This window comes from Pseudomonas sp. GW821-FHT04C07, assembly GCF_059420325.1.
In genome coordinates, this window is sequence record NZ_JBWKTM010000011.1 from 99,927 (window position 1) to 125,124 (window position 25,198).

Sequence of the window (25,198 nt, forward strand, 5' to 3'; positions counted from 1 at the left end):
AGGAAAATTCACTTGCGAGCCAATATTACATATATCATATTACACGCGTAATATTTATCTGATCCGACAGGTACCCTGCCATGACCAGCATGACTGCAGTTGAAGAGCCCGGAATCGCTACCGCACTGAACCCACCCAGGCCTGCACTGCTCAAGCGCCTGATGCTGATGATTCTGGCCGCCGCTGCGCTGGTGCTGATCGGGCTCTATGGCCTGCACTGGTGGACCAGCGGGCGCTTTATCGAAGATACCGACGATGCCTACATCGGCGGCGATGTCACGGTGATCGGGCCGAAAGTGGCCGGCTACATCGAAGAAGTGCTGGTGACCGACAACCAACAGGTGCATGCCGGTGACGTACTGATCCGGCTCGACTCACGGGATTACCGCGCCAGCCTGGCCAAGGCCGAGGGTGCGGTAGCTGCCGAAGAAGCCTTGCTGGCCAACCTCGACGCCACCGAACAACTGCAACACGCGGTGATTGATCAGGCCCGGGCGGGGATCGATGCCACGGGCGCGGAGATGTCGCGCTCACGCGACGACAATGCGCGCTACAAACGCCTGGTCGGCAGTTCCGCAGTGTCTGTGGAGAGTGCGCAACGGGCAGACGCCGCCTTCAAAACCGCGCAAGCCCTCAGCGCCCGGGCGCAGGCTGAACTGCTCGCCACCCAGCGCCAGTTGAACGTGATCGCCACTCAGAAACAGCAGGCCAGAGCGGCGTTGATGCAAGCCCAGGCCGAGCGGGATATCGCTCGATTGAACCTCGCTTACACCGAGTTGCGCGCGCCTGCAGATGGCGTGATCGGCAACCGTCGGGCGCGGGTGGGCGCCTATGCCCAGGCCGGATCGCAACTGCTCTCGGTGGTACCGGCCAGCGGCCTGTGGGTCGATGCCAATTTCAAGGAAGATCAGCTCAGACTCATGGTTCCCGGCCAGCGGGTCAGTATCCACGCTGATGTGATGCCCGGTCGGGAGTTCCACGGCCACCTGGACAGCCTGGCCCCGGCGACTGGCGCGCAGTTCAGCGTGTTGCCGCCGGAAAACGCTACGGGCAACTTCACTAAAATCGTCCAGCGCGTGCCGGTGCGAATCATCCTCGATCCGGCTGACGCGGTGCTGGGCCAACTGCGTCCGGGCCTTTCGGTGACCGCGTCAGTCGATACGAAAGCCGAACATAAAGAACCCTCGGCGGCCGTCGCCCAGGCCAGCGCACCATGAGTCGCGCCCTCGCTGCCCGGGCTCAGCCCTTCGATGCCAGTACCATGGCGACCGCGACCAAGGTGTTCGCCTTCGCCACTATGTGCATCGGTATGTTCATTGCGCTGCTGGATATCCAGATTGTCTCGGCGTCGTTGCGCGACATCGGTGGCGGGCTCTCGGCCGGCACCGACGAAACCGCCTGGGTGCAGACCAGTTACCTGATCGCCGAAATCATTGTTATCCCGCTCTCGGGCTGGCTTTCTCGGGTGTTTTCCACACGCTGGCTGTTTTGCGTCTCGGCGGTCGGTTTCACCCTGGCCAGCTTGCTCTGCGGCGCGGCCTGGAACATCCAGAGCATGATCGCCTTCCGCGCGTTGCAAGGGTTTCTCGGCGGTTCGATGATCCCGCTGGTGTTCACCACCGCGTTCTTTTTCTTCACCGGCAAACAACGGGTGATCGCCGCAGCGACCATCGGCGCCGTGGCTTCGTTGGCTCCGACCCTGGGCCCGGTGATCGGTGGCTGGATCACCGATATCTCATCCTGGCACTGGCTGTTCTACATCAACCTGGTACCGGGGATTTTCGTCGCGGTGGCGGTGCCAATGCTGGTGAAAATCGACGAGCCGGAACTGTCGCTGCTCAAGGGCGCCGATTACCTGAGCATGGTCTTCATGGCACTGTTTCTCGGTTGCCTGGAATACACCCTCGAAGAAGGCCCGCGCTGGAACTGGTTCAGCGACAGCACCATCCTCACGACCGCATGGATCTCCGGGTTGGCGGGACTGGCCTTTATCGGTCGCAGCTTGCACGTGGCCAACCCGATCGTTGATCTGCGTGCATTGAAAGACCGCAATTTTGCCTTGGGTTGTTTCTTTTCCTTCGTCACTGGCATCGGCCTTTTCGCGACCATTTACCTGACACCGCTGTTTCTCGGACGGGTACGCGGCTACGGCGCGCTGGACATTGGTCTTGCGGTATTTTCCACCGGGGTGTTCCAGATTATGGCGATTCCGCTGTATGCCTTCCTGGCCAACCGCATCGACCTGCGCTGGATCATGATGACCGGCCTGGGGCTGTTTGCCTTGTCGATGTGGGATTTCAGCCCGATCACCCACGATTGGGGAGCCAGAGAATTGATACTGCCGCAAGCCTTGCGTGGTATCGCCCAGCAATTGGCGGTGCCGCCGGCCGTGACCTTGACCCTCGGTGGGCTGGCCCCGTCTCGGTTGAAGCACGCCTCGGGGTTATTCAACCTGATGCGTAATCTGGGTGGTGCGATTGGCATTGCTGCCTGCGCGACCATCCTCAATGACCGCACCAACCTGCACTTCACCCGACTGGCCGAGCATCTCAATAGCAGCAACGAAGCCTTGAACCAGTGGCTGACGCAGGTGGGCGGTAACTTCGCCGCCCTCGGTCAGACCGGCGACCAGGGCGTTACCGCCAGCCTTCATCAACTGTGGCTATTGACCTGGCGCGAAGCCCAGACACAAACCTATGGCGACGCGTTTCTGATGATCATGGCCTGCTTCATCATCGCCACGGCGATGGTGCCCTTGATGCGCAAGGTCAAACCACCGGCCGCGCCGTCTGCCGATGCTCATTGAGCCTCAGATTTATTCCTGCGGGAACTTGCGAAAGCCTACCGCAAGACGGTTCCAGCTGTTGATTGTGGAAATCGCCATGGTCAGGTCGACCATTTCGCTGGCATTGAATTCAGCGCTCAGCAGCGCGTAATCTTCATCCGGCGCGTGGGTTTCCGAGAGTCGGGTCAGGGCTTCGGTCCAGGCCAGCGCGGCACGTTCGCGCGGGGTGAAAAACGGCGTTTCACGCCAGACCGAAACCGCATACAGACGACGTTCGGTTTCACCGCCCTTACGGGCATCAGCGGTGTGCATGTCGACGCAGAATGCACAGCCATTGATCTGCGAAGCGCGCAGCTTGACCAGCTCGACCAGGCTTTTTTCCAGTGGCAGTTTCGATACCGCAGTTTCCAGCGCCAACATGGCTTTGAAGGCATCCGGCGAAGCGGTGTAGAAATCGATACGAGGTTGCATGCTGTGCTCCATAACAAGTGGGGGTGTAGATACGTTAGCCCCGCCTGTGAGTTGCACAAATAACCAATTTTTTGGAAGTTGAGGATACCAATCGGTGGAACGACGACTCCGATAGACCGAGTCGCCTACTCCTTGCCCGCGATAGGCGTCAGACCAGACACCCTCAATAAACAGGCCACCTCTCTAGGCCCTGCTGCGCAACCACTGCAAAAAGCCCTTTTTTTTCTCCACCACTTTTGGCACTTCCTGAGTCAGGGTGTGTGCGGTGTGCAGGCGGAAATCCAGCAGGTTTTTCATTGCATCACTGATATCGCGGCGCGCATCCAGGCAAGGTTTCAAGTACTCCTTCTCGATGCGATACAAGGTGCAAAAGGTCTTGGCCGAGAAATCGGCGATCACGGCCTGATCGGAGAGGATCCCGGCCTCGCCGATCACCTCTCCCGGCCCCATGCGCCCGGCTTCGAACTTGCTGCCGGCACGGCTCAGGGCTACCGAAACCACACCGGACTCGATAATGAACAAATGATCGCTGACCTCGCCAGTGGCCAGGATCATCTCGCCGGCACGGAAGGTTTGCAGGGTCATGTTCTGGCTGAAGGTGTCTTTCTCCTCCTTACGCAAGGTCGAGAAAATATTCGAACTTTCCAGCAGCGCCCGGGGCCGTGAGTAGTTGGCCGGCGTCGCGCTTTCCACCGTCGACAACAGGCTCACACCCGACGCCCTCAAGTGCCGATACGCCAGATCGAACAGCTGATTGCGTACTTCACGCTTCTGAGCCATGGACGATACAAACCCGCTGATTTCGTATTCCACCCCATCGCTGCTGGAGCTTTTCAGCGCAACATTGGGTGCTGGCCTGCCGAGCAGTGGCCGACACCCCTGCATGGCGCGCTCCAGGGCTTCGATCACCGTTTGCGGCCGGGCATGGGGACTGATCTGCAGGCTCACGGACAGACCGAATATGTCGCGGGGCCGGCTGAAATTGATGATCTTGGCTTTTGCCGCCAGGGAGTTGGGGATCACGGCCATGCTGCCTTGAGTCGTTTGCAAGCGCGTCGCCCGCCAGTCAATATCGGTCACCCGACCTTCGGTGCCATCGATCGAGATCCAGTCATCGATTTGATAGGGCTTGGTGGCGTTCAGGACGATGCCGGAGAACACATCGCTAAGGGTGCTTTGCAGCGCCAGACCGACAATGATCGCCACCGCCCCGGAAGTCGCCAGCACACCCTTGACCGGCAAATCGAGCACGTAGGCCAGCGCCGCAATGATCGCGATCAGGAAAATCACCGCGCCGAGCAAATCCTGCAACAACCGCCCGGTGTGCCCGACCCGCTGCATCATCAGGGTACCGAGCAGCACCGTCAGGGTCCGCGCGCCGAACAACCACCAACCGATCTGCAGACCGGTCGCGGCCAGGTGCAACGGCACATTCTCCGGCCACGGCGGCGTTTCCATCGGGTTCATGCCCTCGTTGAACAGCAGCGCGCTGAACAACGAGAAAATCACCAGCCGCACCACCAGTTTCCAGTTGCTGCCACTGGCTGAAATCAACCGCCACAAAAAGATGTCGATAAGGACCAGGGCCAGGGCACAGAGCAGTGGGTGATCGGTGAGAAATGTCGGCATCAAGCAACTCCAGCAAGCGAATGGCGCGAAGATCGCACAAATACCCCCTGTGGAGTTATAGCTTTAAATCGAGTAGGAGGCGGATTCACATCCGCCGTCCTCCCACCGTACGTACGGTTCCGTATACGGCGGTTCAGGTTAAGCGGTTAAGCCGGCGTATCGTGTCCAGTATCGAGACCAGCCCGAGTCGATCCCATAGTTTCTTCGCCAGCGCCTGATTCATGTGGAGGGCTCCGGAGTTCCGCCAAGGGCCTCGACCATTGAATGCCGAGTTACAAGCACGCGCCTCATTGAGTCCCATGCGTGGCCACCACAGCCAAGCTGGTTGCGCTGACGCGCAACGCGCCATGCCTGGCGCACAGAAAAAAACCGCCTGGCGCGAACGCCAGACGGTCTTGATACCTGCTATTCAGACGCGTGGTAAGGTTATTTGGCGGTCCACTCGGCAACACGTTGCGGGTGCTTGGCCACCCAGTCCTTGGCAGCAGCTTCAGGCTTGGCACCATCCTGAATCGCCAACATGACTTCGCCAATCTCGTCTTTGGACCCCCACTGGAATTTTTTCAGGAAGGCAGCGACCTCCGGAGCCTTCTTCTCCAGATCTTTACTACCGATGCTGTTGACGGTTTCGGCAGCGCCGTAAACGGCTTTAGGATCGTCGAGGAAGCGCAGTTTCCACTTGGCGAACATCCAGTGCGGCACCCAGCCGGTGACAGCGATGGACTCGTTCTTCTCTTCAGCACGGGTCAATTCGGCAATCATTGCCGCACCGGAACTGGCTTGCAGCTTGTAATCGAGACCGTAATCCTTGATGGCCTGATCGGTCTTGAGCATCACGCCTGAGCCGGCATCAATCCCGACGATCTTGCTCTTGAAGGTAGTGTCATCTTTCAGGTCGGCGATGGACTTCGCCTTGACGTACTCCGGTACGATCAGGCCGATTTTCGCGTCCTTGAAGTTAGGACCGTAGTCGACCACCTTGTCCTTGTTCTTGGCCCAATACTCACCGTGAGTCACCGGCAGCCAGGCCGAGAGCATCGCGTCGAGTTTGCCGGTGGCAACGCCCTGCCACATGATCCCGGTCGCAACGGCCTGCAGCTTGACGTCATAACCGAGCTTTTGCTTGATCACTTCAGCCGCCACGTTGGTCGTCGCCACGCTGTCGGACCAGCCGTCGACATAGCCGATGCTCAGGGTTTTGCCGTCGGCACTGGCCACGCTGGAACCAATCGCAAGTACCAGAGCGGCACCTGCACCTAAGAGTTGTCGCATCTTCATCGTTACTTCCCCGAAAGTGCTGCGCCCGACGGATGCCGAGCGGCGTCAACTTATTGCTATGGTGCATTTTGGCCTGTGTGGCTGGTTCTGTTAGTCAACTTCGGCGCCACACAGGTCACTTGCGCCCCCTTCACGCTTCATTGCCAAACCCGTCCGAATATCAGCGGAGTACTGATGCTTCGATCATCAACCTGACGTGCGCGACGACCTGCTCTGGCTGCGACCTCAAGGCAACGAGAAACGACATCAGAACGCCAGTAATCGTGACAATGAGGAATACCTCACCGGGTACCGCCCGAACATTGCTTGTCAAATTTATGCGGCCCCCCAAGCACGCGGCAAATGCAGGTAAGATGCGCGGCTTTGCTCCCAGACGGCCTGACCATGCCCGCGACTGCCCGCTTTCCTTTCTTACCTTATCTATTCGCCTGTCTGCTTGGCCTGTTTGCGCTTTGCGGCTTCTGGTACGGTCTCGGCCAACCGGTACTGCTACCGGATGTAGCCAGCGCCAGGCACAAGCTGCAATGCGCCTCCTATACCCCGTTCGATAAAGACCAATCACCGTTCGACGAACCATTCAAGTTGCGCCCCGAACGCATGGACGCCGACCTTGCGCTGTTGGCGACCCGCTTCGAATGCATTCGCACCTATTCCATGACCGGTCTCGAAGCCCTTCCCGACCTGGCGCGCAAGCACGGCTTGAAGCTGATGATCGGCGCGTGGGTCAACAGCAACCCGGTGGATACCGCCAAGGAAGTCGACATGCTGATCGCCTCGGCCAATGCCAACGCGGATGTAGTGACCTCGGTGATCGTCGGCAACGAAGCCCTGCTGCGCAAGGAAGTCACCGGAGCCCAGTTGGCCAAGCTGATTCTCAAGGTGAAAAGCCACGTCAAACAGCCGGTGACCTACGCCGATGTCTGGGAGTTCTGGCTCAAGCACCCGGAAATCGCCCCGGCAGTAGATTTCCTGACCATCCATTTGCTGCCGTATTGGGAAGATGATCCGTCCAACATCGACGCCGCCCTCAATCAGGTCGCGCAAGTCCGCCAGGTATTTGGCAATCGCTTCGCCCCCAAAGACGTGATGATTGGCGAAACCGGCTGGCCAAGCGAAGGCCGCCAGCGCGAAACGGCGCTGCCAAGCCGGGTCAACGAAGCCAAGTTCATTCGTGGTTTTGTCGCCTTGGCTGAGCACAATGGCTGGCACTACAACCTGATTGAAGCCTTCGACCAACCCTGGAAGCGCGCCAGCGAGGGGGCTGTCGGCGGCTACTGGGGGCTGTTCGATGCAGATCGTCAGGACAAGGGTGTATTGGCCGGGCCGGTGTCTAATCTGCCCTTCTGGCCTCAATGGCTGGGCATCGGTGGGTTGCTTTTCCTCGGCACGCTGATCCTCGGCGGTCGCGTGCGCAGCACTCGCACAGCTCTGCTCCTGCCGCTGCTCGGCGCATTGGGCGCCTGCTCCATAGGCGCCTGGGGCGAACTGGCACGAGTCACCAGCCGCTTTGCCGGCGAATGGATCTGGGCCGGATTGCTGGTCGGCTTGAATCTGCTGGTGCTGGCCCACGCAGCACTTGCCCTGAGCGCCAAAACCGCATGGCGCAAGTGTGCCTTCAACTGGCTGGAACAGCGCGCTGGCTGGCTGCTGGCGGCCGCAGGCTTTGCCACAGCGGTGATGATGCTGGAGCTGGTGTTCGACCCACGCTATCGCAGCTTCCCGAGCGCAGCCTTGTTGCTGCCGGCGCTGGTTTACCTGTGCCGCCCGATCAGCGTTGCGCGCCGGGAGGTCGCCTTGCTGACCTTTATCATCGGTGCCGGCATCGCCCCGCAGCTGTACCGCGAAGGCCTGCAAAACCAGCAGGCCTGGGGCTGGGCGCTGGTGAGTGTGTTGATGGTCGCTGCGTTGTGGCGCAGTTTGCGGGCTCGCAAGGGCTGATCGACAGGCACAAAAAAGGGATGACCACGGTCATCCCTTTTTTTCGCTCGCGATTCAGCTCAAGCGGCAACGTCCGGCGCCCGGACCAACCGCAATGCCCCAATCACCACCGCAAACACCGCAAGACTGACGTTATACAACGCCAGCGCCGGAAAGCCGAACAACAGTGACAGCACCGCCAGACTCCATCCGGCACGCCCCGGCACCAGGAACCCAATGATCGCCGCTGCCAGCGCAGTCCAGCCCATGATCTTGAAATGAATCATCAGCCCCAGGGTCGAACGCGCCTGGCACTCCCAACGGCTCGCCTCATCGACACAGACGCCAACCCACCGGGCATCCTCCATAAGCCCATAACGCATGCCATAACTGGCGGCCAGCCATAATGGCAAGACAATAAGCAGCAGAATCACGGGCAGACGACGGGACATGAAGCACTCCGATAAACGAAAACGGCGCTCAGCTTAATCGCCCGACGAGGGTATGCAAGCGCGTTGCACAGATAACTGTCCGCCAAACAGCTGCAAAGTGTATCGTCTAGCTACTATTACCCCGATTATGGCTGTCTGGACCAGCTATTTGTGCCGATGCATGGCACTTCGGCGACAGCGCGATGGTCATAGCCTGCATACCTCACTCGGCACCTTCTTCTTAGGGATCCAGTCATGCTCCGTTCCTTGCGCCTCGCTGCCTTGTTTGGCGGCCTTATCTTGAGTGCGTCCGCGCTGGCGGTCGATATCGACGCCGTCAGTTATGGCTACCCGCTGACCAACCCGTTCGAGGCGACGATTGCTACTACCCCACCGGATTTGCGGCCGGAGCTGCCGTCCGATGAGGATATCGATCAGGCTGATTACAGCCTGAGGTTGCGCCCGGAGCGTGAGTTCAACCTGCCGGATAATTTCTGGGCAGTGAAGAAGCTCACCTACCGGATGGCCAAACAGGATCACGCCGCACCGCTGATTTTCCTGATCTCCGGTACGGGCGCGCCCTACAACAGCAGCATTAACGAATACCTGAAAAAGCTCTACTACAAAGCCGGCTATCACGTGGTGCAACTGTCGTCGCCAACCAGCTTCGACTTCATGAGCGCTGCATCGCGCTATGCCACGCCAGGTGTGACCAAGGATGACGCCGAGGACCTGTACCGCGTCATGCAGGCCGTGCGTGCACAAAACCCGAAACTGCCGATCACCGACTACTACCTCACCGGCTATAGCCTGGGCGGCCTGGATGCGGCGTTTGTCAGCAAGCTGGATGAAACCCGACGCAGTTTCAACTTCAAGAAAGTCCTGCTGCTCAACCCTCCGGTCAACCTTTACACCTCGATTACCAACCTGGACAAGCTGGTCCAGACCGAGGTCAAGGGCATCAACAACAGCACCACATTTTATGAACTGGTGTTGAACAAACTGACTCGCTACTTTCAGCAAAAAGGCTATATCGATCTCAACGATGCGTTGCTCTACGACTTTCAACAGTCCAAACAGCATCTGAGCAATGAACAGATGGCCATGCTGATCGGTACCTCGTTCCGCTTTTCTGCGGCCGACATTGCCTTCACCTCGGACCTGATCAACCGCCGCGGCCTGATCACCCCACCCAAATACCCGATCACCGAAGGCACCAGTCTTACACCGTTCCTCAAGCGTGCCCTGCAATGCGACTTCGATTGTTACATCACCGAGCAACTGATCCCGATGTGGCGCGCCCGCACCGATGGCGGCAGCGTGCTGCAACTGATCGACCAGGTCAGCCTTTATGCACTCAAGGACTACCTGCACAACAACCCGAAGATTGCCGTAATGCACAACGCCGACGACGTGATTCTCGGCCCGGGCGACCTTGGTTTTCTGCGTAGAACCTTCGGCGACCGCCTGACCGTCTACCCCCATGGCGGCCATTGCGGCAACCTCAACTACCGCGTCAACAGCGACGCCATGCTGGAGTTCTTCCGTGGATAGGGCCCGTTATAAACATCTCCTGCTTATCGCTGCGTTACTTTTCACAGGCTATGCCAACGCCGACAACAGCAAGGCCAACACCACCACCGTGGTCGATCAGGACGGTTTCACCGAGCCCATGACCAAACTCAAGTTCAACCCTGGGCTGGACCAGCGCGAATTCGAACGCTCGACCTTGAACGCGCTGAATGTCTATGACCCGCTGGAGTCGTGGAACCGCCGGGTCTACCACTTCAACTATCGCTTCGATCAGTGGGTGTTCCTGCCAGTGGTCGACGGCTATCGGTATATCACCCCAAGCTTCCTGCGCAGCGGTGTGAGCAACTTTTTCAACAACCTCGGTGATGTGCCCAATCTGCTCAACAGCCTGTTGCAGTTCAAGGGTAAGCGCTCCATGGAGACCACCGGTCGATTGTTGCTCAACACCACCATCGGCATCGCCGGTTTGTGGGACCCGGCAACCATGATGGGCCTGCCGCGCCAGAACGAAGACTTCGGCCAGACCCTGGGCTTCTATGGCGTCCCGGGCGGTGCCTACATTGTCCTGCCGATCCTCGGCCCGTCGAACCTGCGTGATACCGGCGGGCTTGTATTCGACTTCACGGCGGAATCGCAGATCAACTTCCTCAATGTCTCGAAGGTCAGCGAGAACCATCCGGAAATCTGGGTCCTGCGCGGCATCGACAAGCGCTACCAGAACAGATTCCGCTATGGACAGACGAACTCGCCGTTCGAGTACGAAAAAGTGCGTTACGTCTACACCGAGGCGCGCAAGTTGCAGATTGCTGAGTAACGCGATCCATGGGTGAAAAAAAGGCCATTCGACTCAATCGAATGGCCTTTTTCTTTGGCGTTTTGTAGAACGCCGTTTCAGGCCTTCGCCATCCGCCAGACCTTGCCCGCCGCCATCACCCCCACCAGGACCACCGCCCCGGCGATAATCCCGGCCACAGCATTGAGCAGTATCGGCACGATCAGCGAAAAGCCACCTGTGCTCTGGCTCACGCTTTCTATCCAGTGATGAGCCGCCGGCACACCATGGGTGAGAATCCCGCCACCGACCATGAACATCGCCGCGGTGCCGATCACCGAGAGGCTTTTCATCATGTACGGTGCGGCACGCAGGATGGCGCCGCCAATGCGTTTGGCCACCTGCCCTGGCTTGCGGGTTAGCCATAACCCGAGATCGTCGAGTTTGACGATGCCGGCCACCAGGCCATAGACGCCAACGGTCATGATGATGGCGATACCCGACAGCACGATGACCTGTTGCATCAGCGGCGCGTCGGCCACAGTGCCCAGGGTGATGGCGATGATTTCTGCCGAGAGGATGAAGTCAGTGCGCACAGCACCCTTGATCTTGTCCCTCTCGTAGGCCACCAGGTCGACGGCCGGATCTGCCACGGCATCGATCAGTTGATCATGACCGGACTTGTCGTCGGCCTCGCTGTGAAGGAACGTGTGGGCGAGTTTTTCGAAGCCTTCGAAGCACAGATAGGCCCCGCCGAGCATCAACAGCGGAGTCACCAGCATCGGCGCCAAGGCGCTGATGGCTAATGCAGCAGGAACGAGGATTAACTTGTTGCGAAACGAGCCCTTGGCCACGGCCCAGACCACCGGAATTTCACGCTCGGCGCGCACACCGCAAACTTGCTGGGCGTTGAGCGCCAGGTCGTCGCCAAGCACGCCGGCGGTTTTCTTGGCGGCCAGCTTGGTCATCAAGGCTACATCGTCGAGCACGGCGGCGATGTCGTCGATCAGCACCAGCAAACTGCTTCCTGCCATGGATCAGGCTTCCTTCGATCATGAATTTTGTCGAGCATAGCGCGACACAAGGCGCTGCGGGGCATTCTTGAGCCCCGCGCAAAGCCGGTGCTACCATGCGCAACCGCCAGAACAGGCAAGGAATCACCTGGTTTATGAGCACCATCCGCGAGCGCAACAAAGAACTGATCCTGCGCGCAGCCAGCGAAGAGTTTGCCGACAAGGGCTTCGCTGCGACTAAAACCAGTGACATCGCGGCCAAGGCGGGGTTGCCCAAGCCCAACGTCTACTACTACTTCAAGTCCAAGGAAAACCTCTATCGCGAGGTGCTGGAAAGCATCATCGAGCCGATTCTGCAGGCCTCGACGCCGTTCAATGCCGACGGTGTGCCCAGCGAAGTGCTCAGTGGCTATATCCGTTCCAAGATCCGCATCTCCCGCGATCTGCCGTTCGCGTCCAAGGTGTTCGCCAGCGAGATCATGCACGGCGCACCGCACCTGAGCCCCGATCAGGTCGAGCAGCTCAATGCCCAGGCCAAACACAATATCGACTGCATCCAGACCTGGATCGACCGCGGGCAGATCGCCCAAATCGACCCCAACCACCTGATGTTCAGCATCTGGGCGGCAACCCAGACGTACGCCGATTTCGACTGGCAAATCTCGGTCGTCACTGGCAAAGCCAAGCTGGATGAAAGCGACTACGAAGCGGCAGCGCAGACCATCATTCGGTTGGTGCTCAAAGGCTGCGCACCGGACTGAAAGACCGCAGCGCCCCCATCGCGAGCAAGCTCGCTCCCACAGGGTTCTTCTGTGTGCACAAATTCTGTGAACGACCGAAATCCACTGTGGGAGCGAGCTTGCTCGCGATAGGGGCAACTCGGTTTTTCGGTCAAACCCAAATAGCATCCCACAGCGGATAATCACCCAGACGCGTCACCAAGCCTGCACGCAACGGGTTTGCCACGACGTACCGTGCAAGTTCTACCAAATCCACCTCCCGCCGCAGCGCCCGATCGTGATAGCCCTGCTGCCAAAGACTGCCCTTGCGACCAGTCGCCCTATTCACCGCTCGCGTACTCAATGACTTGGTTTTTTGCATCAGTTCACTCAACGATCCGTACTGCAACTCGATCAACCAGTGAAAGTGATCAGGCATGACAACCCAGGCCAATGAGTTCGCCCAGCGCAGATCCTGCGCACTTCGTAATTGATCAACGATCAATCTGCCCAAGGCGAAGTCTTCAAAAACCGGTTCTCGATCGAGTGTGTTGGTGGTCAGCAGGTAAGTTCGGTTCTGCTCGGCATAGCGGCCGATGCGCAAGCGATGTGAAGCGGGTAGATCCGGCATTCCCTGCCCCTTTCATGATCAAGTCATGAAGAAGGCTAGACTGTGAATGCTTGAGGGTGGTGCAGACTTTTAGCTGGATGTGTCTGGTAGATGGCTATCGCGAGCAAGCTCGCTCCCACAGTGGATCTACAGTGAACACAAAATATGTGAACACCCGTGATTACTGTGGGAGCGAGTTTGCTCGCGATGGCGGTGGATCAGTCAATGCAAATCAAGCCGTCACCCCCGCATCCGCCTGCAACCCCTGCGCCTCGATGGCGCTGATTGCGCATTGCTCGTCGATGTCAGAGGTATCGCCGCTGATGCCAATGGCGCCAATCACCACACCCTGCTGATTGCGAATCAACACCCCGCCCGGCGCTGGCACCACGCTGCCCTGCCCCAGGCTATTGAGCGCGGCGATAAAGGCCGGCCGCTGCTGCGCGTCCAGCGCCAATAGCCGTGAACCCTTGCCCAAAGCAATCGCGCCCCAGGCTTTGCCGATGGCGATCTGCGGGCGAAGCAGGCTCGCGCCATCTTCACGTTGCAAGGTCACCAGATGCCCTCCGGCATCAAGTACCGCGATGGTCAGCGGTGCCGCGGCGATCTTGCGCCCCGCAGCAATGGCTCGACCAGTCAGGCTAACTGCGTCTTTCAAGGTTAAAGCGCTCATGGGTGCCGTCCTTATCTTGTTAGGGGAAAGCCTTTGGGTTTCTTTTTCTTGAGAAGCCCGACGCGACAAATAGAACACAATGAGTTATTTTTTTGTATACAATAATTATCGAAAAGCTGCTTGTGCGACGAAAAGCCACAGTACTTCTGGCTTCTGACGAATGAAACAGCCGCTTGATAAAATGGATTGACCTGCGCCGTCTGCCGTGAATACACTCTGCGCAAAGCCACTTGTATACAATTACAAAACCTAAGAGGCACAAAACCATGAGCAAAATGAGAGCAATCGAAGCCGCCGTTCTGGTGATGCGCCGCGAAGGGGTTGATACCGCTTTTGGCATCCCCGGTGCAGCCATCAACCCGCTGTACTCCGCCCTGCAAAAGGTCGGCGGCATCGATCACGTCCTCGCTCGCCACGTTGAAGGCGCCTCGCACATGGCCGAGGGCTACACCCGCACTAAAGCCGGCAACATCGGCGTGTGCATCGGTACTTCCGGGCCTGCCGGCACCGACATGGTCACCGGGCTCTACAGCGCCTCGGCCGACTCGATTCCAATCCTCTGCATCACCGGCCAGGCACCCCGGGCCCGTATGCACAAGGAAGACTTCCAGGCGGTCGACATCACCAGCATCGTCAAGCCAGTGACCAAGTGGGCGACCACCGTTCTGGAACCGGGCCAAGTGCCTTATGCCTTCCAGAAAGCCTTTTTCGAAATGCGCTCCGGCCGCCCTGGCCCGGTGCTGATCGATCTGCCGTTCGACGTACAGATGGCAGAAATCGAATTCGATATCGACGCCTACGAACCGCTGCCGCTGGCCAAACCAACGGCTAATCGCGTGCAGGTCGAGAAAGCCCTGGCCATGCTCGATCAGGCTGAACGGCCATTGCTGGTCGCCGGTGGCGGCATCATCAATGCCGATGCCAGTGACTTGCTGGTGGAGTTCGCTGAGCTGACCGGCATTCCAGTAATCCCGACCCTGATGGGCTGGGGCACCATCCCTGACGATCACCCGTTGATGGTCGGTATGGTCGGTCTGCAAACCTCGCACCGCTATGGCAACGCGACCATGCTCAAATCCGACGTGGTACTGGGTGTGGGTAACCGCTGGGCGAACCGTCACACCGGTTCGGTGGACGTGTACACCGAAGGCCGCAAATTCATCCACGTTGACATCGAACCGACCCAGATCGGCCGCGTGTTCACCCCGGACCTGGGCATCGTTTCCGATGCCGCTGCCGCGCTGACGGTGTTCATCGAAGTCGCGCGTGAATGGCAGGCTGCCGGCAAACTGAAAAACCGCAGCGCCTGGCTGCAAGACTGCCAGCAGCGCAAGGCCAGCCTGCACCGCAAGACCCACTTCGACAACGTGCCGGTCAAGCCGCAGCGCGTATACGAAGAGATGAACCAGGTGTTCGGCAAGGACACCTGCTACGTCAGCACCATCGGTCTGTCGCAGATTGCCGGCGCGCAGTTCCTGCACGTCTACAAACCGCGTCACTGGATCAACTGCGGTCAGGCCGGCCCGTTGGGCTGGACCATTCCGGCCGCGCTGGGTGTGGTCAAGGCTGACCCGAGCCGCAAAGTCGTGGCGCTGTCCGGCGACTATGACTTTCAGTTCATGATCGAAGAGTTGGCGGTGGGCGCGCAGTTCAAACTGCCGTACATCCACGTCGTGGTGAACAACTCCTATCTGGGGCTGATCCGTCAGGCACAGCGCGGTTTTGACATGGACTACTGTGTGCAGCTGTCCTTCGACAACCTCAACGCTCCGGAACTCAACGGCTACGGTGTCGACCATGTCGCGGTTGCCGAAGGCCTGGGTTGCAAGGCTCTGCGCGTCTTCGAACCGGCTGACATCGCCCCTGCCCTGCGCAAGGCCGAAGAGCTGATCGAGGAGTTCAAGGTTCCGGTGATCGTCGAGATTATCCTGGAGCGCGTGACCAACATTTCCATGGGCACCGAGATCAACGCCGTCAACGAATTCGAAGATCTGGCGCTTGTCGGCAGCGATGCGCCGACGGCGATTTCGTTGCTCGACTGATTGCGTTGAAGGATCGTTCCCACGCTCCCGCGTGGGAATGCCGCCCCGGACGCTCCGCGTCCAGCCCTTAGGTGACGCAGAGCGTCACCGGATGCATTCCCACGCAGAGCGTGGGAACGATGAATCTTTACAGGAGACCACCATGCCGCGTTTCGCAGCCAACCTGTCCATGCTGTTTACCGAGCAGGGTTTTCTTGCCCGCTTCGAAGCTGCCGCCAAGGCCGGCTTCAGTGGTGTCGAATACCTGTTCCCGTATGACTTCAGCTCCGCCGAAATCAAGGCGCAGCTCGATGCCCACGGTCTGACCCAAGTGCTGTTCAACCTGCCGGCCGGTGACTGGGCCAAGGGCGAACGCGGTATCGCGTGCCTGCCGGATCGGGTCGAAGAATTCCGCGCGGGTGTCGATCTGGCGATCGCTTACGCGAAAGTGCTGGGCAATACCCAGATCAACTGCCTGGCCGGCATCCGCCCACAAGGCCTGGACGCCGCCACCGTTGAAAAGACCTTCGTCGCCAACCTCAAGTACGCCGCCGACAAGCTGCAAGCGGTGGGCATCAAGCTGGTGATGGAGGCGATCAACACCCGCGACATTCCGGGCTTCTACCTGAATAACACCGCTCAGGCCCTGTCGATTCGCGAGCAGGTCGCCAGCAACAACCTGTTCCTGCAATACGACATCTACCACATGCAAATCATGGAGGGCGACCTGGCCCGGACCATGGCCGACCATCTGGACGAGATCAATCACATCCAGCTCGCCGACAACCCGGGGCGTAACGAACCGGGCACTGGCGAGATCAACTACCGCTTCCTGTTCGAACACCTGGACCGTATCGGTTACCAGGGCTGGGTCGGCTGTGAATACAAGCCGCTGACCACGACTGAAGCCGGGTTGGGCTGGTTGAAAACCCATAACGCGATTTGACTGAAGACCGCCTCATCGTTCATCGCGGCAAGCCTCGCTCCTACGTCGAACGAGCCCCCCTGTAGGAGCGAGGCTCGCCCGCGAAGCGGCCTCACTGACACTCCACGAATTTTGTGATAAAGCAATAAAAACAAGAGGATTTTCTCATGGCTAAAATCGGATTTATCGGCACCGGCATCATGGGCCACCCAATGGCGTTGAACCTGCAAAAAGCCGGTCACAGCCTGTACCTCTCGGCGCACCACGACCCCGCCCCTGCCGACCTGGTGGCCGCTGGCGCGGTCGCTCTGGCGAACCCGAAAGAAGTCGCTCAGGAAGCTGAGTTCATTATCATCATGGTTCCGGACACCCCGCAGGTCGAAGACGTGCTGTTCCGCGCTGACGGCGTGGCTGCCGGTGTCGGTCCAGGCAAGATAGTGATCGACATGAGCTCGATCTCACCGACCGCGACCAAAGCCTTCGCCGCAAAAATCAACGAAGCAGGCGCGCAATACCTCGATGCCCCGGTGTCCGGCGGTGAAGTCGGCGCCAAGGCTGCCACGTTGAGCATCATGATCGGCGGCGACAGCCAGGCCTTCGAACGCGCTCTGCCACTGTTCCAGAGCATGGGCAAGAACATCACCCTGGTCGGTGGCAACGGCGACGGTCAAACCGCCAAAGTGGCGAACCAGATCATCGTCGCGCTAAACATCCAGGCGGTTGCTGAAGCCCTGCTGTTCGCCTCGAAAAACGGTGCTGATCCCGCCAAGGTCCGTGAAGCACTGATGGGTGGCTTCGCTTCGTCAAAGATCCTCGAAGTCCACGGCGAGCGCATGATCAAAGGCACGTTCGATCCTGGCTTCCGCATCAGCCTGCACCAGAAGGATCTCAACCTGGCCCTGGCTGGTGCTCGCGAGCTAGGCATCAACCTGCCCAACACCGCCAACACCCAACAAGTGTTCAGCACCTGCGCGGCCATCGGTGGCAGTAACTGGGACCACTCGGCGCTGATCAAAGGCCTTGAGCACATGGCGAATTTCTCGATTCGCGATAAATAAACCAACCCGATCGTTCCCACGCTCTGCGTGGGAATGCATCCCGTGACGCTCCGCGTCACCGCCGAAGCGGACGCAAAGCGTCCATTGAGGCATTCCCACGCAGAGCATGGGAACGATCAGCCAAAACAATAAGATTGGGAGCCCGCCATGTCGGTCGATCCGCAACAATTTCTGCGTGAGCTGTTCGCCACAGCCATCGACGCCGCCCACCCGCAGCACGTCCTTGAAGCCCATTTGCCCAGCGATCGAAGTGGTCGGGTGATCGTGATTGGCGCGGGTAAAGCCGCCGCGGCCATGGCGCAAGTGGTCGAGCGTTGCTGGCAGGGCGAAGTCTCGGGACTGGTAGTGACCCGCTACGGTCACGGCGCCCCTTGCGACAAAATCGAAGTAGTCGAAGCCGCCCACCCGGTGCCTGACGCGGCCGGTCTGGCCGTGGCAAAACGGGTGCTGGAACTGGTCAGCGATCTGACTGAAGACGACCGGGTGATCTTCCTGCTCTCGGGCGGCGGCTCGGCATTGCTGGCACTGCCGGCGGCCGGGATCACGCTTGCCGACAAACAGTCGATCAACAAAGCCCTGCTCAAATCCGGTGCCACCATCGGCGAGATGAACTGCGTACGCAAGCACCTCTCGGCCATCAAGGGCGGCCGCCTGGCCAAGGCCTGCTGGCCAGCGACGGTCTACACCTACGCGATTTCCGATGTACCGGGCGACCTGGCAACGGTGATCGCCTCCGGGCCGACCATGGCCGACCCGAGCACCTCGGCCGAAGCCCTGGCTATTCTCAAGCGCTATGCCATTGATGTTCCGGCGACCGTGCGCAGCTGGCTGCAAAGCGCCGAATCGGAAACGGTCAAACCTGGTGATCCGGGCCTGACCCGCAGTCATTTCAAGCTGATCGCGCGACCGCAGCAATCGTTGCAAGCGGCGGCGGTGAAAGCTCGTCAGGCCGGTTTCAGCCCGTTGATTCTCGGCGACCTGGAAGGCGAGTCCCGGGAAGTGGCCAAGGTCCACGCCGGGATCGCACGCCAGGTTGTGCTCCACGGCCAGCCACTGGCGGCGCCGTGTGTGATTCTCTCTGGCGGTGAAACCACCGTCACCGTGCGTGGCAATGGCCGCGGCGGGCGCAACGCCGAGTTCCTGCTCAGCCTCACCGATAACCTCAAGGGTCTGCCCGGCGTCTATGCGCTGGCCGGCGACACCGATGGCATTGACGGTTCCGAAGACAATGCCGGCGCCATCATGACCCCGGACAGCTACGCTCGCGCCGCCGCCCTGGGTCTGAGCGCCAGCGATGAGCTGGACAACAACAACGGCTATGGCTACTTCGCCGCGCTGGATGCGTTGATCGTCACCGAACCGACCCGCACCAACGTCAACGACTTTCGCGCCATCCTGATTCTCGAGAGCCCTAAACATGACGCCTGACAAGAAGGTCAAAATCCTCGCCACCCTTGGCCCTGCCACAGACGGAATCGACGATATCCGTGAGCTGGTCGAAGCCGGGGTGAACATCTTTCGCCTCAATTTCAGCCATGGCGACCACGCTGATCATGCTCAGCGCTACCAGTGGATTCGCGAAGTCGAGAAACAGCTGAATTACCCGCTGGGGATTCTGATGGACCTGCAAGGTCCGAAACTGCGGGTCGGGAAGTTTGCCGAGGGCAAGGTTCAACTGATGCGCGGTCAAGCCCTGCGTCTGGACCTGGACGCAACGCCCGGCGATCAACGCCGGGTCAACCTGCCCCACCCGGAAATCATCGCCGCGCTGGAACCGGGCATGGACCTGCTGCTGGACGACGGCAAGCTACGCCTGCGAGTGACCGCCAAACATGCCGATGCCATCGACACTACGGTGCTCAACGGCGGCGAGCTGTCTGACCGTAAAGGCGTCAACGTCCCGCAAGCCCTGCTCGAATTGAGCCCACTGACCGCCAAGGACCGTCGCGACCTGAGCTTCGGCCTGGAGCTGGGTGTGGACTGGGTAGCGCTGTCGTTTGTGCAGCGCCCGGCAGACATCCTCGAAGCTCGCGAACTGATCGGCGACAAAGCCTTTCTGATGGCGAAAATCGAGAAGCCGTCAGCCGTCGAACACTTGCGAGAAATTGCCGGGCTGAGCGACGCGATCATGGTTGCCCGTGGCGATCTGGGCGTGGAAGTGCCGGCCGAAAGTGTCCCGCAGATTCAGAAGAACATCATCACTATCTGCCGCCAGCTCGGCAAACCCGTGGTGGTGGCGACGCAGATGCTCGAGTCGATGCGCTTCTCCCCGGCACCGACCCGCGCCGAAGTCACTGACGTTGCCAACGCCGTGGCCGAGGGTACCGACGCGGTGATGCTCTCGGCAGAAACCGCGTCCGGTGATTACCCGCTGGAAGCGGTGCAGATGATGAGCAAGATCATCCGCCAGGTCGAAAGCGGCCCGGATTATCAGGCACAACTGGACGTCAGCCGGCCTCAGGCCGAAGCCACGGTGTCCGACGCCATCAGCTGTGCGATCCGCCGCATCAGCAGCATCCTGCCAGTGGCGGTGCTGGTGAACTACAGCGAATCCGGCAGCTCCAGTTTGCGGGCAGCGCGGGAACGACCGACAGTGCCAATTCTCAACCTGACACCAAACCTGCAAACCGCACGCCGCCTGACCGTGGCCTGGGGTGTGCACTCGGTGGTCAATGATCGATTGCGTCAGGTTGACGAAGTTTGCTCCACGGCCCTGGAAATCGCCCAGGCGCAAGGCATGGCCAAGCGTGGCGACACGTTGTTGATCACCGCGGGCGTGCCTTTCGGTCAGCCGGGATCAACTAACTCGTTGCGCATCGAGACGTTGATTTAGCGCCTGTTCCGGCCTCATCGCGAGCAGGCTCGCTCCCACAGTTGATTTGTGTTGTTCGCAGATCTGACAACTGAACAAAGATTCAGTGTGGGAGCGAGCCTGCTCGCGATGGGGGCGCCTCGGTTTACCAGACATAGACTCGAAATGCCCTCAAACCACTTCAACACCCACTGCCCCGACTGGGCCACTGCCCTGCTCAACGGCTTCAGCCAGATTTTCCTCCAGCGCCATCCGCTGTTTGGTCTGCTGTGCCTGCTGGCCATTCTGTTTACTGCTCCAGCCTTGCTCGGCGGTGCGCTGCTGGGCGGTGTCGCCGGGTTGCTCACCGCGCAACGTCGCGGTTATGCCAAGGCTGAGCGTCAGGCCGGTCTGTTCAGTTACAACGGTGTTTTGCTCGGCTTGCTGCTGAGCCTTTATTTCCCCTGGTCAGCGATGTTGCCGCCGCTGATCATCGCCTGCGGTGGCCTGAGTGCGATACTCACTCAGCAATGGCTCAAGCGCGCCCGCGATCAGCATTGCCTGCCCGCCTACACCGCGCCCTTCGTTGGATTGAGCTGGTTACTCCTGAACTTTGCTGCACCCCAGTCTCCTGCACCCTTGATTGAAATGAACACCCTCAACCTGGTCGCAGCCTCGTTGAAAGGGCTTGGTCAGGTCATGTTTCTGGGTCATCCGCTGGCCGGTGCACTGATTGCTATCGGATTGCTGATCGCCGACCGCCGCGCTTTCTTATGGGCGCTGCTGGGTTCTGCCGCGGGTCTGTGCTTTGCCTTGCTGCATCACGAAACGTCAAACGCGCTGCTGGGTTTGAGCGGTTACAACGCAGTGCTCGCCGCCCTTGCCTTCAGCCAGCAACGTCGCCAACCCTGGCTACCGTTGTTCGGCATTGCCCTGGCCATACTGCTGACACCCGGCTTCAGCGCCTTGGGCCTATCGGCGCTCACCGCGCCTTTCATCCTCGCTTGCTGGCTGATCCGCGCCGGCACCCGCGTACTACGTCAGGCCGCCGTGGACAGTGCGCCTTGCGCTATCAGGGACAATCACCCTAGGCTGCGCTGATCATTGCTTCAGGCGCTCTCCATGAACAGCAGCAACAACAACTGGCGTGAACCGCTTTACGTCATGATTTTCCAGACCGATACGATGGCCGGAAGACGTTTCGACAGCGCACTGCTGTTAATCATCCTCGCCAGTCTGGTGATCGTGATCCTCGACAGCATCAACAGCGTCCATCAGAACTACGCAGACCTGCTGGCCTACATCGAGTGGGGCTTCACGGTCATCTTCGTCATCGAGTACGGCTTGCGTCTGTACTGCTCGCCCAAGCCGCTGCGTTACGCCTTCAGCTTCTACGGACTGGTGGACCTGCTGGCCATCGTCCCGGGGATCCTCGCGCTGTACTACAGCGACGCTCAGTACCTGCTGATCATCCGGATCATCCGGATGCTGCGGATTTTCCGCGTACTCAAGCTCGGCCCGTACCTGAAACAGGCCAACTACCTGCTGGATGCCCTGCGCGGCAGCAAACAGAAAATCCTCGTGTTCCTGCTCAGCGTCTGCACCCTGGTGACCGTGTTCGGAACGCTGATGTACGTGGTCGAGGGCCCTGAACACGGCTTTACCAGCATCCCCAAGGGGATCTACTGGGCGATCGTCACTCTGACCACCGTCGGTTATGGCGATATCGTGCCCAAGACGTCACTGGGACAAGTGATCTCGGCCATGGTGATGATCACCGGCTACTCGATCATCGCCGTGCCTACCGGGATTTTCACTGCGGAACTGGCCAGCGCCATGCGCGGCGCCCAGTTGCAGCACAACTGCCCGGTGTGCCCAAAAAACAATCATGAACACGACGCAGCGTTCTGTTCACGTTGCGGCAATGCGCTATTCAAAAAAATAGAATAAGCAAAGTTCTTTTTAATCTTTAAAGAGATATGAAGCCCCGGCTATAGTCGCTGGCAACTTGCATCACTTTTAATAGAACAAGGAATGCGCAGTGAAAAGACTCTTTAGCGCCTCACTTTTGGCCGCTGGCCTGGCCTTGGGTAGCGTGGCTCAGGCCGCACCGACCCTGCTCAACGTTTCCTACGACGTGATGCGAGATTTCTACAAAGACTACAACACTGCCTTCCAGAAACACTGGCAAGCCGAGCACAACGAAAACATCACCCTGCAGATGTCCTTCGGCGGTTCCAGCAAACAAGCCCGGTCGGTCATCGACGGCCTGCCGGCTGATGTCATCACGATGAACATGGCCACCGACATCAACGCTTTGGCCGACAATGGCAAACTGGTTCCCGACAACTGGGTCACCCGCCTGCCGGACCACAGCGCGCCGTTTACCTCGGCCACCGTGTTCATCGTCCGCAAAGGCAACCCGAAAGCCCTGAAAGACTGGCCGGACCTGCTAAAAGACGGTGTGCAAGTCATCGTGCCGAACCCGAAAACTTCCGGCAACGGCCGCTACACCTACCTCTCGGCGTGGGGCTACGTACTGAAAAACGGCGGCGACGAAAACAAGGCCAAAGAATTCGTCGGCAAGCTGTTCAAGCAAGCGCCGGTACTCGACACCGGTGGCCGCGCCGCCACCACGACCTTCATGACCAACCAGATTGGCGACGTGCTGGTGACCTTCGAAAACGAAGCCGAAATGATTGCCCGCGAATTCGGTCGCGACCAGTTCGAAGTGATCTATCCGAGCGTCTCCGCCGAAGCAGAGCCACCAGTGAGCGTGGTCGATAAAGTCGTCGACAAAAAAGGCACCCGCGCCGCAGCGGACGAATACCTGAAGTACCTCTGGTCTCCAGAAGGTCAGGAAATCGCTGCCGCCAACTACCTGCGACCACGCGACCCGAAGGTCCTGGCCAAGTACACCGACCGCTTCCCGAAAGTCGACTTCCTCTCGGTAGAGAAAACCTTCGGTGACTGGCGAACCGTGCAGAAGACCCACTTCAACGATGGTGGAGTTTTCGATCAGGTCTACAGCGGGCAATAAGCGCTGGGCTCCCATGAAAAAGGCGACCTTCGGGTCGCCTTTTTCATGCCGGATAGATGCTCACATCGGTGGCGTCACGCCATCCTTGCCGGCCGAAATCGATTGAGCAGTCAGCGTACCATCGACGCTTTGCGAGGCGAACAACACAACTTTGACCCCAACCTTGAGCAGGCTGCGATCGCCCGGAGCCAGGTTGACGATGGGCACGTCATCCGGCACCAGGATTGTCTGTTGGCCGCCCTTGTAATTGACCGTCAGGGTGCGCCCGTTGCTGACCACCAGATCACCGACGCTACCATTGGTCATGCTGCTGCCCTTGACCAGATCGAAGGGTCGATGGCCATCGCCGGTGCCAGCCATTTGTGGGGGGAACACGTGAACCTCCAGCGCCTTGAGCGTCCCATCCGCCTGCGGCACCGCGGCCGAACCGATGTAGCTGCCAGGTTTAATGTCTTCGATGTTGGCCAGGGTCACCGCGCGCACCACGGTGTTCGGGGTGAGGTTGATGGTCACGTTTTCTCCGCTATTGGCGCGCACCTGCATCACGTCCCCGGCGACCTCGATGATTTCACCGCGTACGGCGACGCGCATACCCGGAGCGTCCTGGGTCTGAGCGGCGCCTGCGGGCATCAATGCCAATAAAATGATGGCCCACGCCAGTGCCGTACTTCGTATCACGCTGCTGCAAATCTGATTCATGGGTTTGGCTTCCTGTGAGGAAACATCCAAGAGAGACGCTGGAGAGCCGGTCACATTCATAGAGTGTAGATAGCACAAGCAAGCTATCTAACGAGATTTGAGCGAATGTTTCATCGGACGCTGACGTCGGACACAGGTGAGCGGCGCGCCTTTGGTGCTGCGATCGCCAGTGCACTGCACGATCAGGGTGGGCGGTTGTGAATCGTGATCATCGGCAGCACGCTTGCGCCGTTGGCGTTGGTGCGGTTTTCGAGTGTATCCGGGAAAGGGTCGCTGGCGGCTGTGTAATGCTCAAAAGCTTCGCCAGCAAGCGAAGCGCCGCCCGGCCCTGTCCTGCAAGTTCCGCGCCCCCCCATGAATCAGGGGGTACTCGGTGGGTGTAGGAGCTGTCGCCAGGCTGCGATCCTTATCGGCCACGCAACGCGATTCAATCGTGGAACTGACGCCCCAATCCCGATGGCACGCCGTGGACATCCGTCTCTTCCCAAGGCCCGTTCGGGCTGACGGAGCGGCTCCAGCCGTTGTTCCAGCGGTAGTAAGTGCGCTGGCGGTAGAAGGTATTGGTCTGGTCGTCGAGGACGTAGACACCCAATCGCGCATCCCAATGGCTATTACCGCCCGGTGGTGGGGCGAAGCTGGCGGACGTGCGTGGCAGCGACTTGGCGGGTTTCGAGGGTGTCGTCGGCGTACCGGGCTTTTTTGCTGGAACCGGCTGAGTGCCCGGCCCCGAAGGCGGGATGGGTGGCAAGGTGGTCGGCTGCTGGACCGCACATGCGCTTAATCCCAGGACCAGACTGAGCAGAGTGATACGAGCGATGGTGGTCATAAGCGAC

At 59.5% G+C, this 25,198-nt stretch carries 23 protein-coding genes and 1 pseudogene; 14 read left to right on the forward strand and 10 right to left on the reverse strand.

Annotation, left to right across the window (positions count from 1 at the left end; genetic code table 11):
• The first annotated feature begins 80 nt into the window (after window positions 1-80).
• A complete protein-coding gene (locus AC07UI_RS20225; RefSeq protein WP_494994162.1) occupies window positions 81-1,217 on the forward strand; it encodes an HlyD family secretion protein in 1,137 nt (378 codons plus the stop codon).
• Entirely contained in the window at window positions 1,214-2,806 is a 1,593-nt protein-coding gene (locus AC07UI_RS20230) for a DHA2 family efflux MFS transporter permease subunit (RefSeq protein ID WP_494994163.1), read from the forward strand. The genes AC07UI_RS20225 and AC07UI_RS20230 overlap by 4 nt, the downstream gene beginning before the upstream one ends.
• 9 nt (window positions 2,807-2,815) lie before the next feature.
• Here AC07UI_RS20230 and AC07UI_RS20235 read toward each other — a convergent pair whose 3' ends face one another.
• The 4 genes and pseudogenes from AC07UI_RS20235 to AC07UI_RS20250 all read right to left on the reverse strand — a co-directional run bounded on the left by AC07UI_RS20235 (window position 2,816) and on the right by AC07UI_RS20250 (window position 6,163).
• Window positions 2,816-3,256, reverse strand: a complete 441-nt coding sequence (locus AC07UI_RS20235; protein ID WP_494994164.1) for a carboxymuconolactone decarboxylase family protein — start codon at window positions 3,254-3,256, stop codon at window positions 2,816-2,818.
• A 183-nt stretch (window positions 3,257-3,439) separates the two neighbouring features.
• A complete protein-coding gene (locus AC07UI_RS20240) occupies window positions 3,440-4,885 on the reverse strand; it encodes a mechanosensitive ion channel domain-containing protein (protein ID WP_494994165.1) in 1,446 nt (481 codons plus the stop codon).
• Between the two features lie 133 nt (window positions 4,886-5,018).
• Window positions 5,019-5,189 (reverse strand): annotated as a pseudogene (locus AC07UI_RS20245) (group II intron reverse transcriptase/maturase); the annotation flags it as partial.
• A gap of 122 nt (window positions 5,190-5,311) precedes the next feature.
• On the reverse strand, window positions 5,312-6,163 hold the full coding sequence (locus AC07UI_RS20250) for a glycine betaine ABC transporter substrate-binding protein (protein WP_494994166.1): 852 nt from the start codon (window positions 6,161-6,163) through the stop codon (window positions 5,312-5,314).
• A gap of 342 nt (window positions 6,164-6,505) precedes the next feature.
• Here AC07UI_RS20250 and AC07UI_RS20255 point away from each other — a divergent pair, with 342 nt between their 5' ends.
• Window positions 6,506-8,101: a glycoside hydrolase family 17 protein gene (locus AC07UI_RS20255; RefSeq protein ID WP_494994167.1), complete on the forward strand. Its 1,596-nt coding sequence runs from the start codon at window positions 6,506-6,508 to the stop codon at window positions 8,099-8,101.
• Window positions 8,102-8,160: 59 nt separating this feature from the next.
• Here the strand turns inward: AC07UI_RS20255 and AC07UI_RS20260 are convergent, their stop codons facing one another.
• Window positions 8,161-8,532, reverse strand: coding sequence for a hypothetical protein (locus tag AC07UI_RS20260; RefSeq protein ID WP_494994168.1), 372 nt, complete (start codon window positions 8,530-8,532; stop codon window positions 8,161-8,163).
• A gap of 234 nt (window positions 8,533-8,766) precedes the next feature.
• Here AC07UI_RS20260 and AC07UI_RS20265 point away from each other — a divergent pair, with 234 nt between their 5' ends.
• On the forward strand, window positions 8,767-10,065 hold the full coding sequence (locus AC07UI_RS20265; RefSeq protein ID WP_494994169.1) for a serine/threonine protein kinase: 1,299 nt from the start codon (window positions 8,767-8,769) through the stop codon (window positions 10,063-10,065).
• A gap of 88 nt (window positions 10,066-10,153) precedes the next feature.
• Window positions 10,154-10,858 (forward strand): MlaA family lipoprotein, encoded by a 705-nt coding sequence (locus AC07UI_RS20270; RefSeq protein ID WP_494994292.1) that lies wholly within the window; start codon window positions 10,154-10,156, stop codon window positions 10,856-10,858.
• A 77-nt stretch (window positions 10,859-10,935) separates the two neighbouring features.
• Here the strand turns inward: AC07UI_RS20270 and AC07UI_RS20275 are convergent, their stop codons facing one another.
• Complete coding sequence (locus AC07UI_RS20275; RefSeq protein WP_494994170.1) at window positions 10,936-11,850, reverse strand: DUF808 domain-containing protein; 915 nt, start codon at window positions 11,848-11,850, stop codon at window positions 10,936-10,938.
• Between the two features lie 134 nt (window positions 11,851-11,984).
• Between AC07UI_RS20275 and AC07UI_RS20280 the strand changes: the two genes are divergently transcribed.
• The gene (locus AC07UI_RS20280) at window positions 11,985-12,590 is read left to right on the forward strand and encodes a TetR/AcrR family transcriptional regulator (RefSeq protein WP_494994171.1); all 606 of its coding nucleotides are present in this window, start codon (window positions 11,985-11,987) and stop codon (window positions 12,588-12,590) included.
• A gap of 130 nt (window positions 12,591-12,720) precedes the next feature.
• On the opposite strand, the gene AC07UI_RS20285 is transcribed toward AC07UI_RS20280, so the two are convergent.
• Window positions 12,721-13,179 carry an REP-associated tyrosine transposase gene (locus tag AC07UI_RS20285; RefSeq protein ID WP_494994172.1) on the reverse strand — a complete coding sequence of 153 codons (459 nt, stop codon included), beginning with the start codon at window positions 13,177-13,179 and terminating at the stop codon, window positions 12,721-12,723.
• A 211-nt stretch (window positions 13,180-13,390) separates the two neighbouring features.
• Window positions 13,391-13,831 (reverse strand): GlcG/HbpS family heme-binding protein, encoded by a 441-nt coding sequence (locus AC07UI_RS20290; protein ID WP_494994173.1) that lies wholly within the window; start codon window positions 13,829-13,831, stop codon window positions 13,391-13,393.
• A 266-nt stretch (window positions 13,832-14,097) separates the two neighbouring features.
• On the opposite strand from AC07UI_RS20290, the gene gcl reads away from it, so the two are divergent.
• The 8 genes from gcl (at window position 14,098) to AC07UI_RS20330 (ending at window position 23,666) form a co-directional block, all read left to right on the forward strand.
• Window positions 14,098-15,873 (forward strand): glyoxylate carboligase, encoded by a 1,776-nt coding sequence (gcl, locus tag AC07UI_RS20295; protein WP_494994174.1) that lies wholly within the window; start codon window positions 14,098-14,100, stop codon window positions 15,871-15,873.
• A 142-nt stretch (window positions 15,874-16,015) separates the two neighbouring features.
• Complete coding sequence (gene hyi, locus AC07UI_RS20300; RefSeq protein ID WP_494994175.1) at window positions 16,016-16,798, forward strand: hydroxypyruvate isomerase; 783 nt, start codon at window positions 16,016-16,018, stop codon at window positions 16,796-16,798.
• A gap of 146 nt (window positions 16,799-16,944) precedes the next feature.
• Entirely contained in the window at window positions 16,945-17,835 is an 891-nt protein-coding gene (locus tag AC07UI_RS20305; RefSeq protein WP_494994176.1) for a 2-hydroxy-3-oxopropionate reductase, read from the forward strand.
• 147 nt (window positions 17,836-17,982) lie between these two features.
• Entirely contained in the window at window positions 17,983-19,263 is a 1,281-nt protein-coding gene (locus tag AC07UI_RS20310) for a glycerate kinase type-2 family protein (RefSeq protein ID WP_494994177.1), read from the forward strand.
• On the forward strand, window positions 19,253-20,668 hold the full coding sequence (pyk, locus tag AC07UI_RS20315) for a pyruvate kinase (RefSeq protein ID WP_494994178.1): 1,416 nt from the start codon (window positions 19,253-19,255) through the stop codon (window positions 20,666-20,668). Before AC07UI_RS20310 ends, pyk begins: the two co-directional genes overlap by 11 nt.
• A gap of 144 nt (window positions 20,669-20,812) precedes the next feature.
• Window positions 20,813-21,727 carry an urea transporter gene (locus AC07UI_RS20320; RefSeq protein WP_494994179.1) on the forward strand — a complete coding sequence of 305 codons (915 nt, stop codon included), beginning with the start codon at window positions 20,813-20,815 and terminating at the stop codon, window positions 21,725-21,727.
• A 21-nt stretch (window positions 21,728-21,748) separates the two neighbouring features.
• Window positions 21,749-22,576 carry an ion transporter gene (locus AC07UI_RS20325; protein ID WP_494994180.1) on the forward strand — a complete coding sequence of 276 codons (828 nt, stop codon included), beginning with the start codon at window positions 21,749-21,751 and terminating at the stop codon, window positions 22,574-22,576.
• 91 nt (window positions 22,577-22,667) lie between these two features.
• Window positions 22,668-23,666 (forward strand): sulfate ABC transporter substrate-binding protein, encoded by a 999-nt coding sequence (locus AC07UI_RS20330; RefSeq protein ID WP_494994181.1) that lies wholly within the window; start codon window positions 22,668-22,670, stop codon window positions 23,664-23,666.
• Window positions 23,667-23,726: 60 nt separating this feature from the next.
• On the opposite strand, the gene AC07UI_RS20335 is transcribed toward AC07UI_RS20330, so the two are convergent.
• Window positions 23,727-24,296, reverse strand: a complete 570-nt coding sequence (locus AC07UI_RS20335) for a hypothetical protein (RefSeq protein ID WP_494994293.1) — start codon at window positions 24,294-24,296, stop codon at window positions 23,727-23,729.
• 496 nt (window positions 24,297-24,792) lie between these two features.
• Window positions 24,793-25,191, reverse strand: coding sequence for a hypothetical protein (locus AC07UI_RS20340; protein ID WP_494994182.1), 399 nt, complete (start codon window positions 25,189-25,191; stop codon window positions 24,793-24,795).
• Window positions 25,192-25,198: the final 7 nt, after the last annotated feature.

What these genes read in the sequence shown, in the direction of transcription:
- AC07UI_RS20225 (WP_494994162.1), top strand. Translation starts at nt 81, where the DNA reads ATGACCAGCATGACTGCAGTTGAAGAGCCCGGAATCGCTACCGCACTG.
- AC07UI_RS20230 (WP_494994163.1), top strand. Translation starts at nt 1,214, where the DNA reads ATGAGTCGCGCCCTCGCTGCCCGGGCTCAGCCCTTCGATGCCAGTACC.
- AC07UI_RS20235 (WP_494994164.1), bottom strand. Translation starts at nt 3,256, where the DNA reads ATGCAACCTCGTATCGATTTCTACACCGCTTCGCCGGATGCCTTCAAA.
- AC07UI_RS20240 (WP_494994165.1), bottom strand. Translation starts at nt 4,885, where the DNA reads ATGCCGACATTTCTCACCGATCACCCACTGCTCTGTGCCCTGGCCCTG.
- AC07UI_RS20250 (WP_494994166.1), bottom strand. Translation starts at nt 6,163, where the DNA reads ATGAAGATGCGACAACTCTTAGGTGCAGGTGCCGCTCTGGTACTTGCG.
- AC07UI_RS20255 (WP_494994167.1), top strand. Translation starts at nt 6,506, where the DNA reads ATGCAGGTAAGATGCGCGGCTTTGCTCCCAGACGGCCTGACCATGCCC.
- AC07UI_RS20260 (WP_494994168.1), bottom strand. Translation starts at nt 8,532, where the DNA reads ATGTCCCGTCGTCTGCCCGTGATTCTGCTGCTTATTGTCTTGCCATTA.
- AC07UI_RS20265 (WP_494994169.1), top strand. Translation starts at nt 8,767, where the DNA reads ATGCTCCGTTCCTTGCGCCTCGCTGCCTTGTTTGGCGGCCTTATCTTG.
- AC07UI_RS20275 (WP_494994170.1), bottom strand. Translation starts at nt 11,850, where the DNA reads ATGGCAGGAAGCAGTTTGCTGGTGCTGATCGACGACATCGCCGCCGTG.
- AC07UI_RS20280 (WP_494994171.1), top strand. Translation starts at nt 11,985, where the DNA reads ATGAGCACCATCCGCGAGCGCAACAAAGAACTGATCCTGCGCGCAGCC.
- AC07UI_RS20285 (WP_494994172.1), bottom strand. Translation starts at nt 13,179, where the DNA reads ATGCCGGATCTACCCGCTTCACATCGCTTGCGCATCGGCCGCTATGCC.
- AC07UI_RS20290 (WP_494994173.1), bottom strand. Translation starts at nt 13,831, where the DNA reads ATGAGCGCTTTAACCTTGAAAGACGCAGTTAGCCTGACTGGTCGAGCC.
- gcl (WP_494994174.1), top strand. Translation starts at nt 14,098, where the DNA reads ATGAGCAAAATGAGAGCAATCGAAGCCGCCGTTCTGGTGATGCGCCGC.
- hyi (WP_494994175.1), top strand. Translation starts at nt 16,016, where the DNA reads ATGCCGCGTTTCGCAGCCAACCTGTCCATGCTGTTTACCGAGCAGGGT.
- AC07UI_RS20305 (WP_494994176.1), top strand. Translation starts at nt 16,945, where the DNA reads ATGGCTAAAATCGGATTTATCGGCACCGGCATCATGGGCCACCCAATG.
- AC07UI_RS20310 (WP_494994177.1), top strand. Translation starts at nt 17,983, where the DNA reads ATGTCGGTCGATCCGCAACAATTTCTGCGTGAGCTGTTCGCCACAGCC.
- pyk (WP_494994178.1), top strand. Translation starts at nt 19,253, where the DNA reads ATGACGCCTGACAAGAAGGTCAAAATCCTCGCCACCCTTGGCCCTGCC.
- AC07UI_RS20320 (WP_494994179.1), top strand. Translation starts at nt 20,813, where the DNA reads ATGCCCTCAAACCACTTCAACACCCACTGCCCCGACTGGGCCACTGCC.
- AC07UI_RS20325 (WP_494994180.1), top strand. Translation starts at nt 21,749, where the DNA reads ATGAACAGCAGCAACAACAACTGGCGTGAACCGCTTTACGTCATGATT.
- AC07UI_RS20335 (WP_494994293.1), bottom strand. Translation starts at nt 24,296, where the DNA reads ATGCCCGCAGGCGCCGCTCAGACCCAGGACGCTCCGGGTATGCGCGTC.
- AC07UI_RS20340 (WP_494994182.1), bottom strand. Translation starts at nt 25,191, where the DNA reads ATGACCACCATCGCTCGTATCACTCTGCTCAGTCTGGTCCTGGGATTA.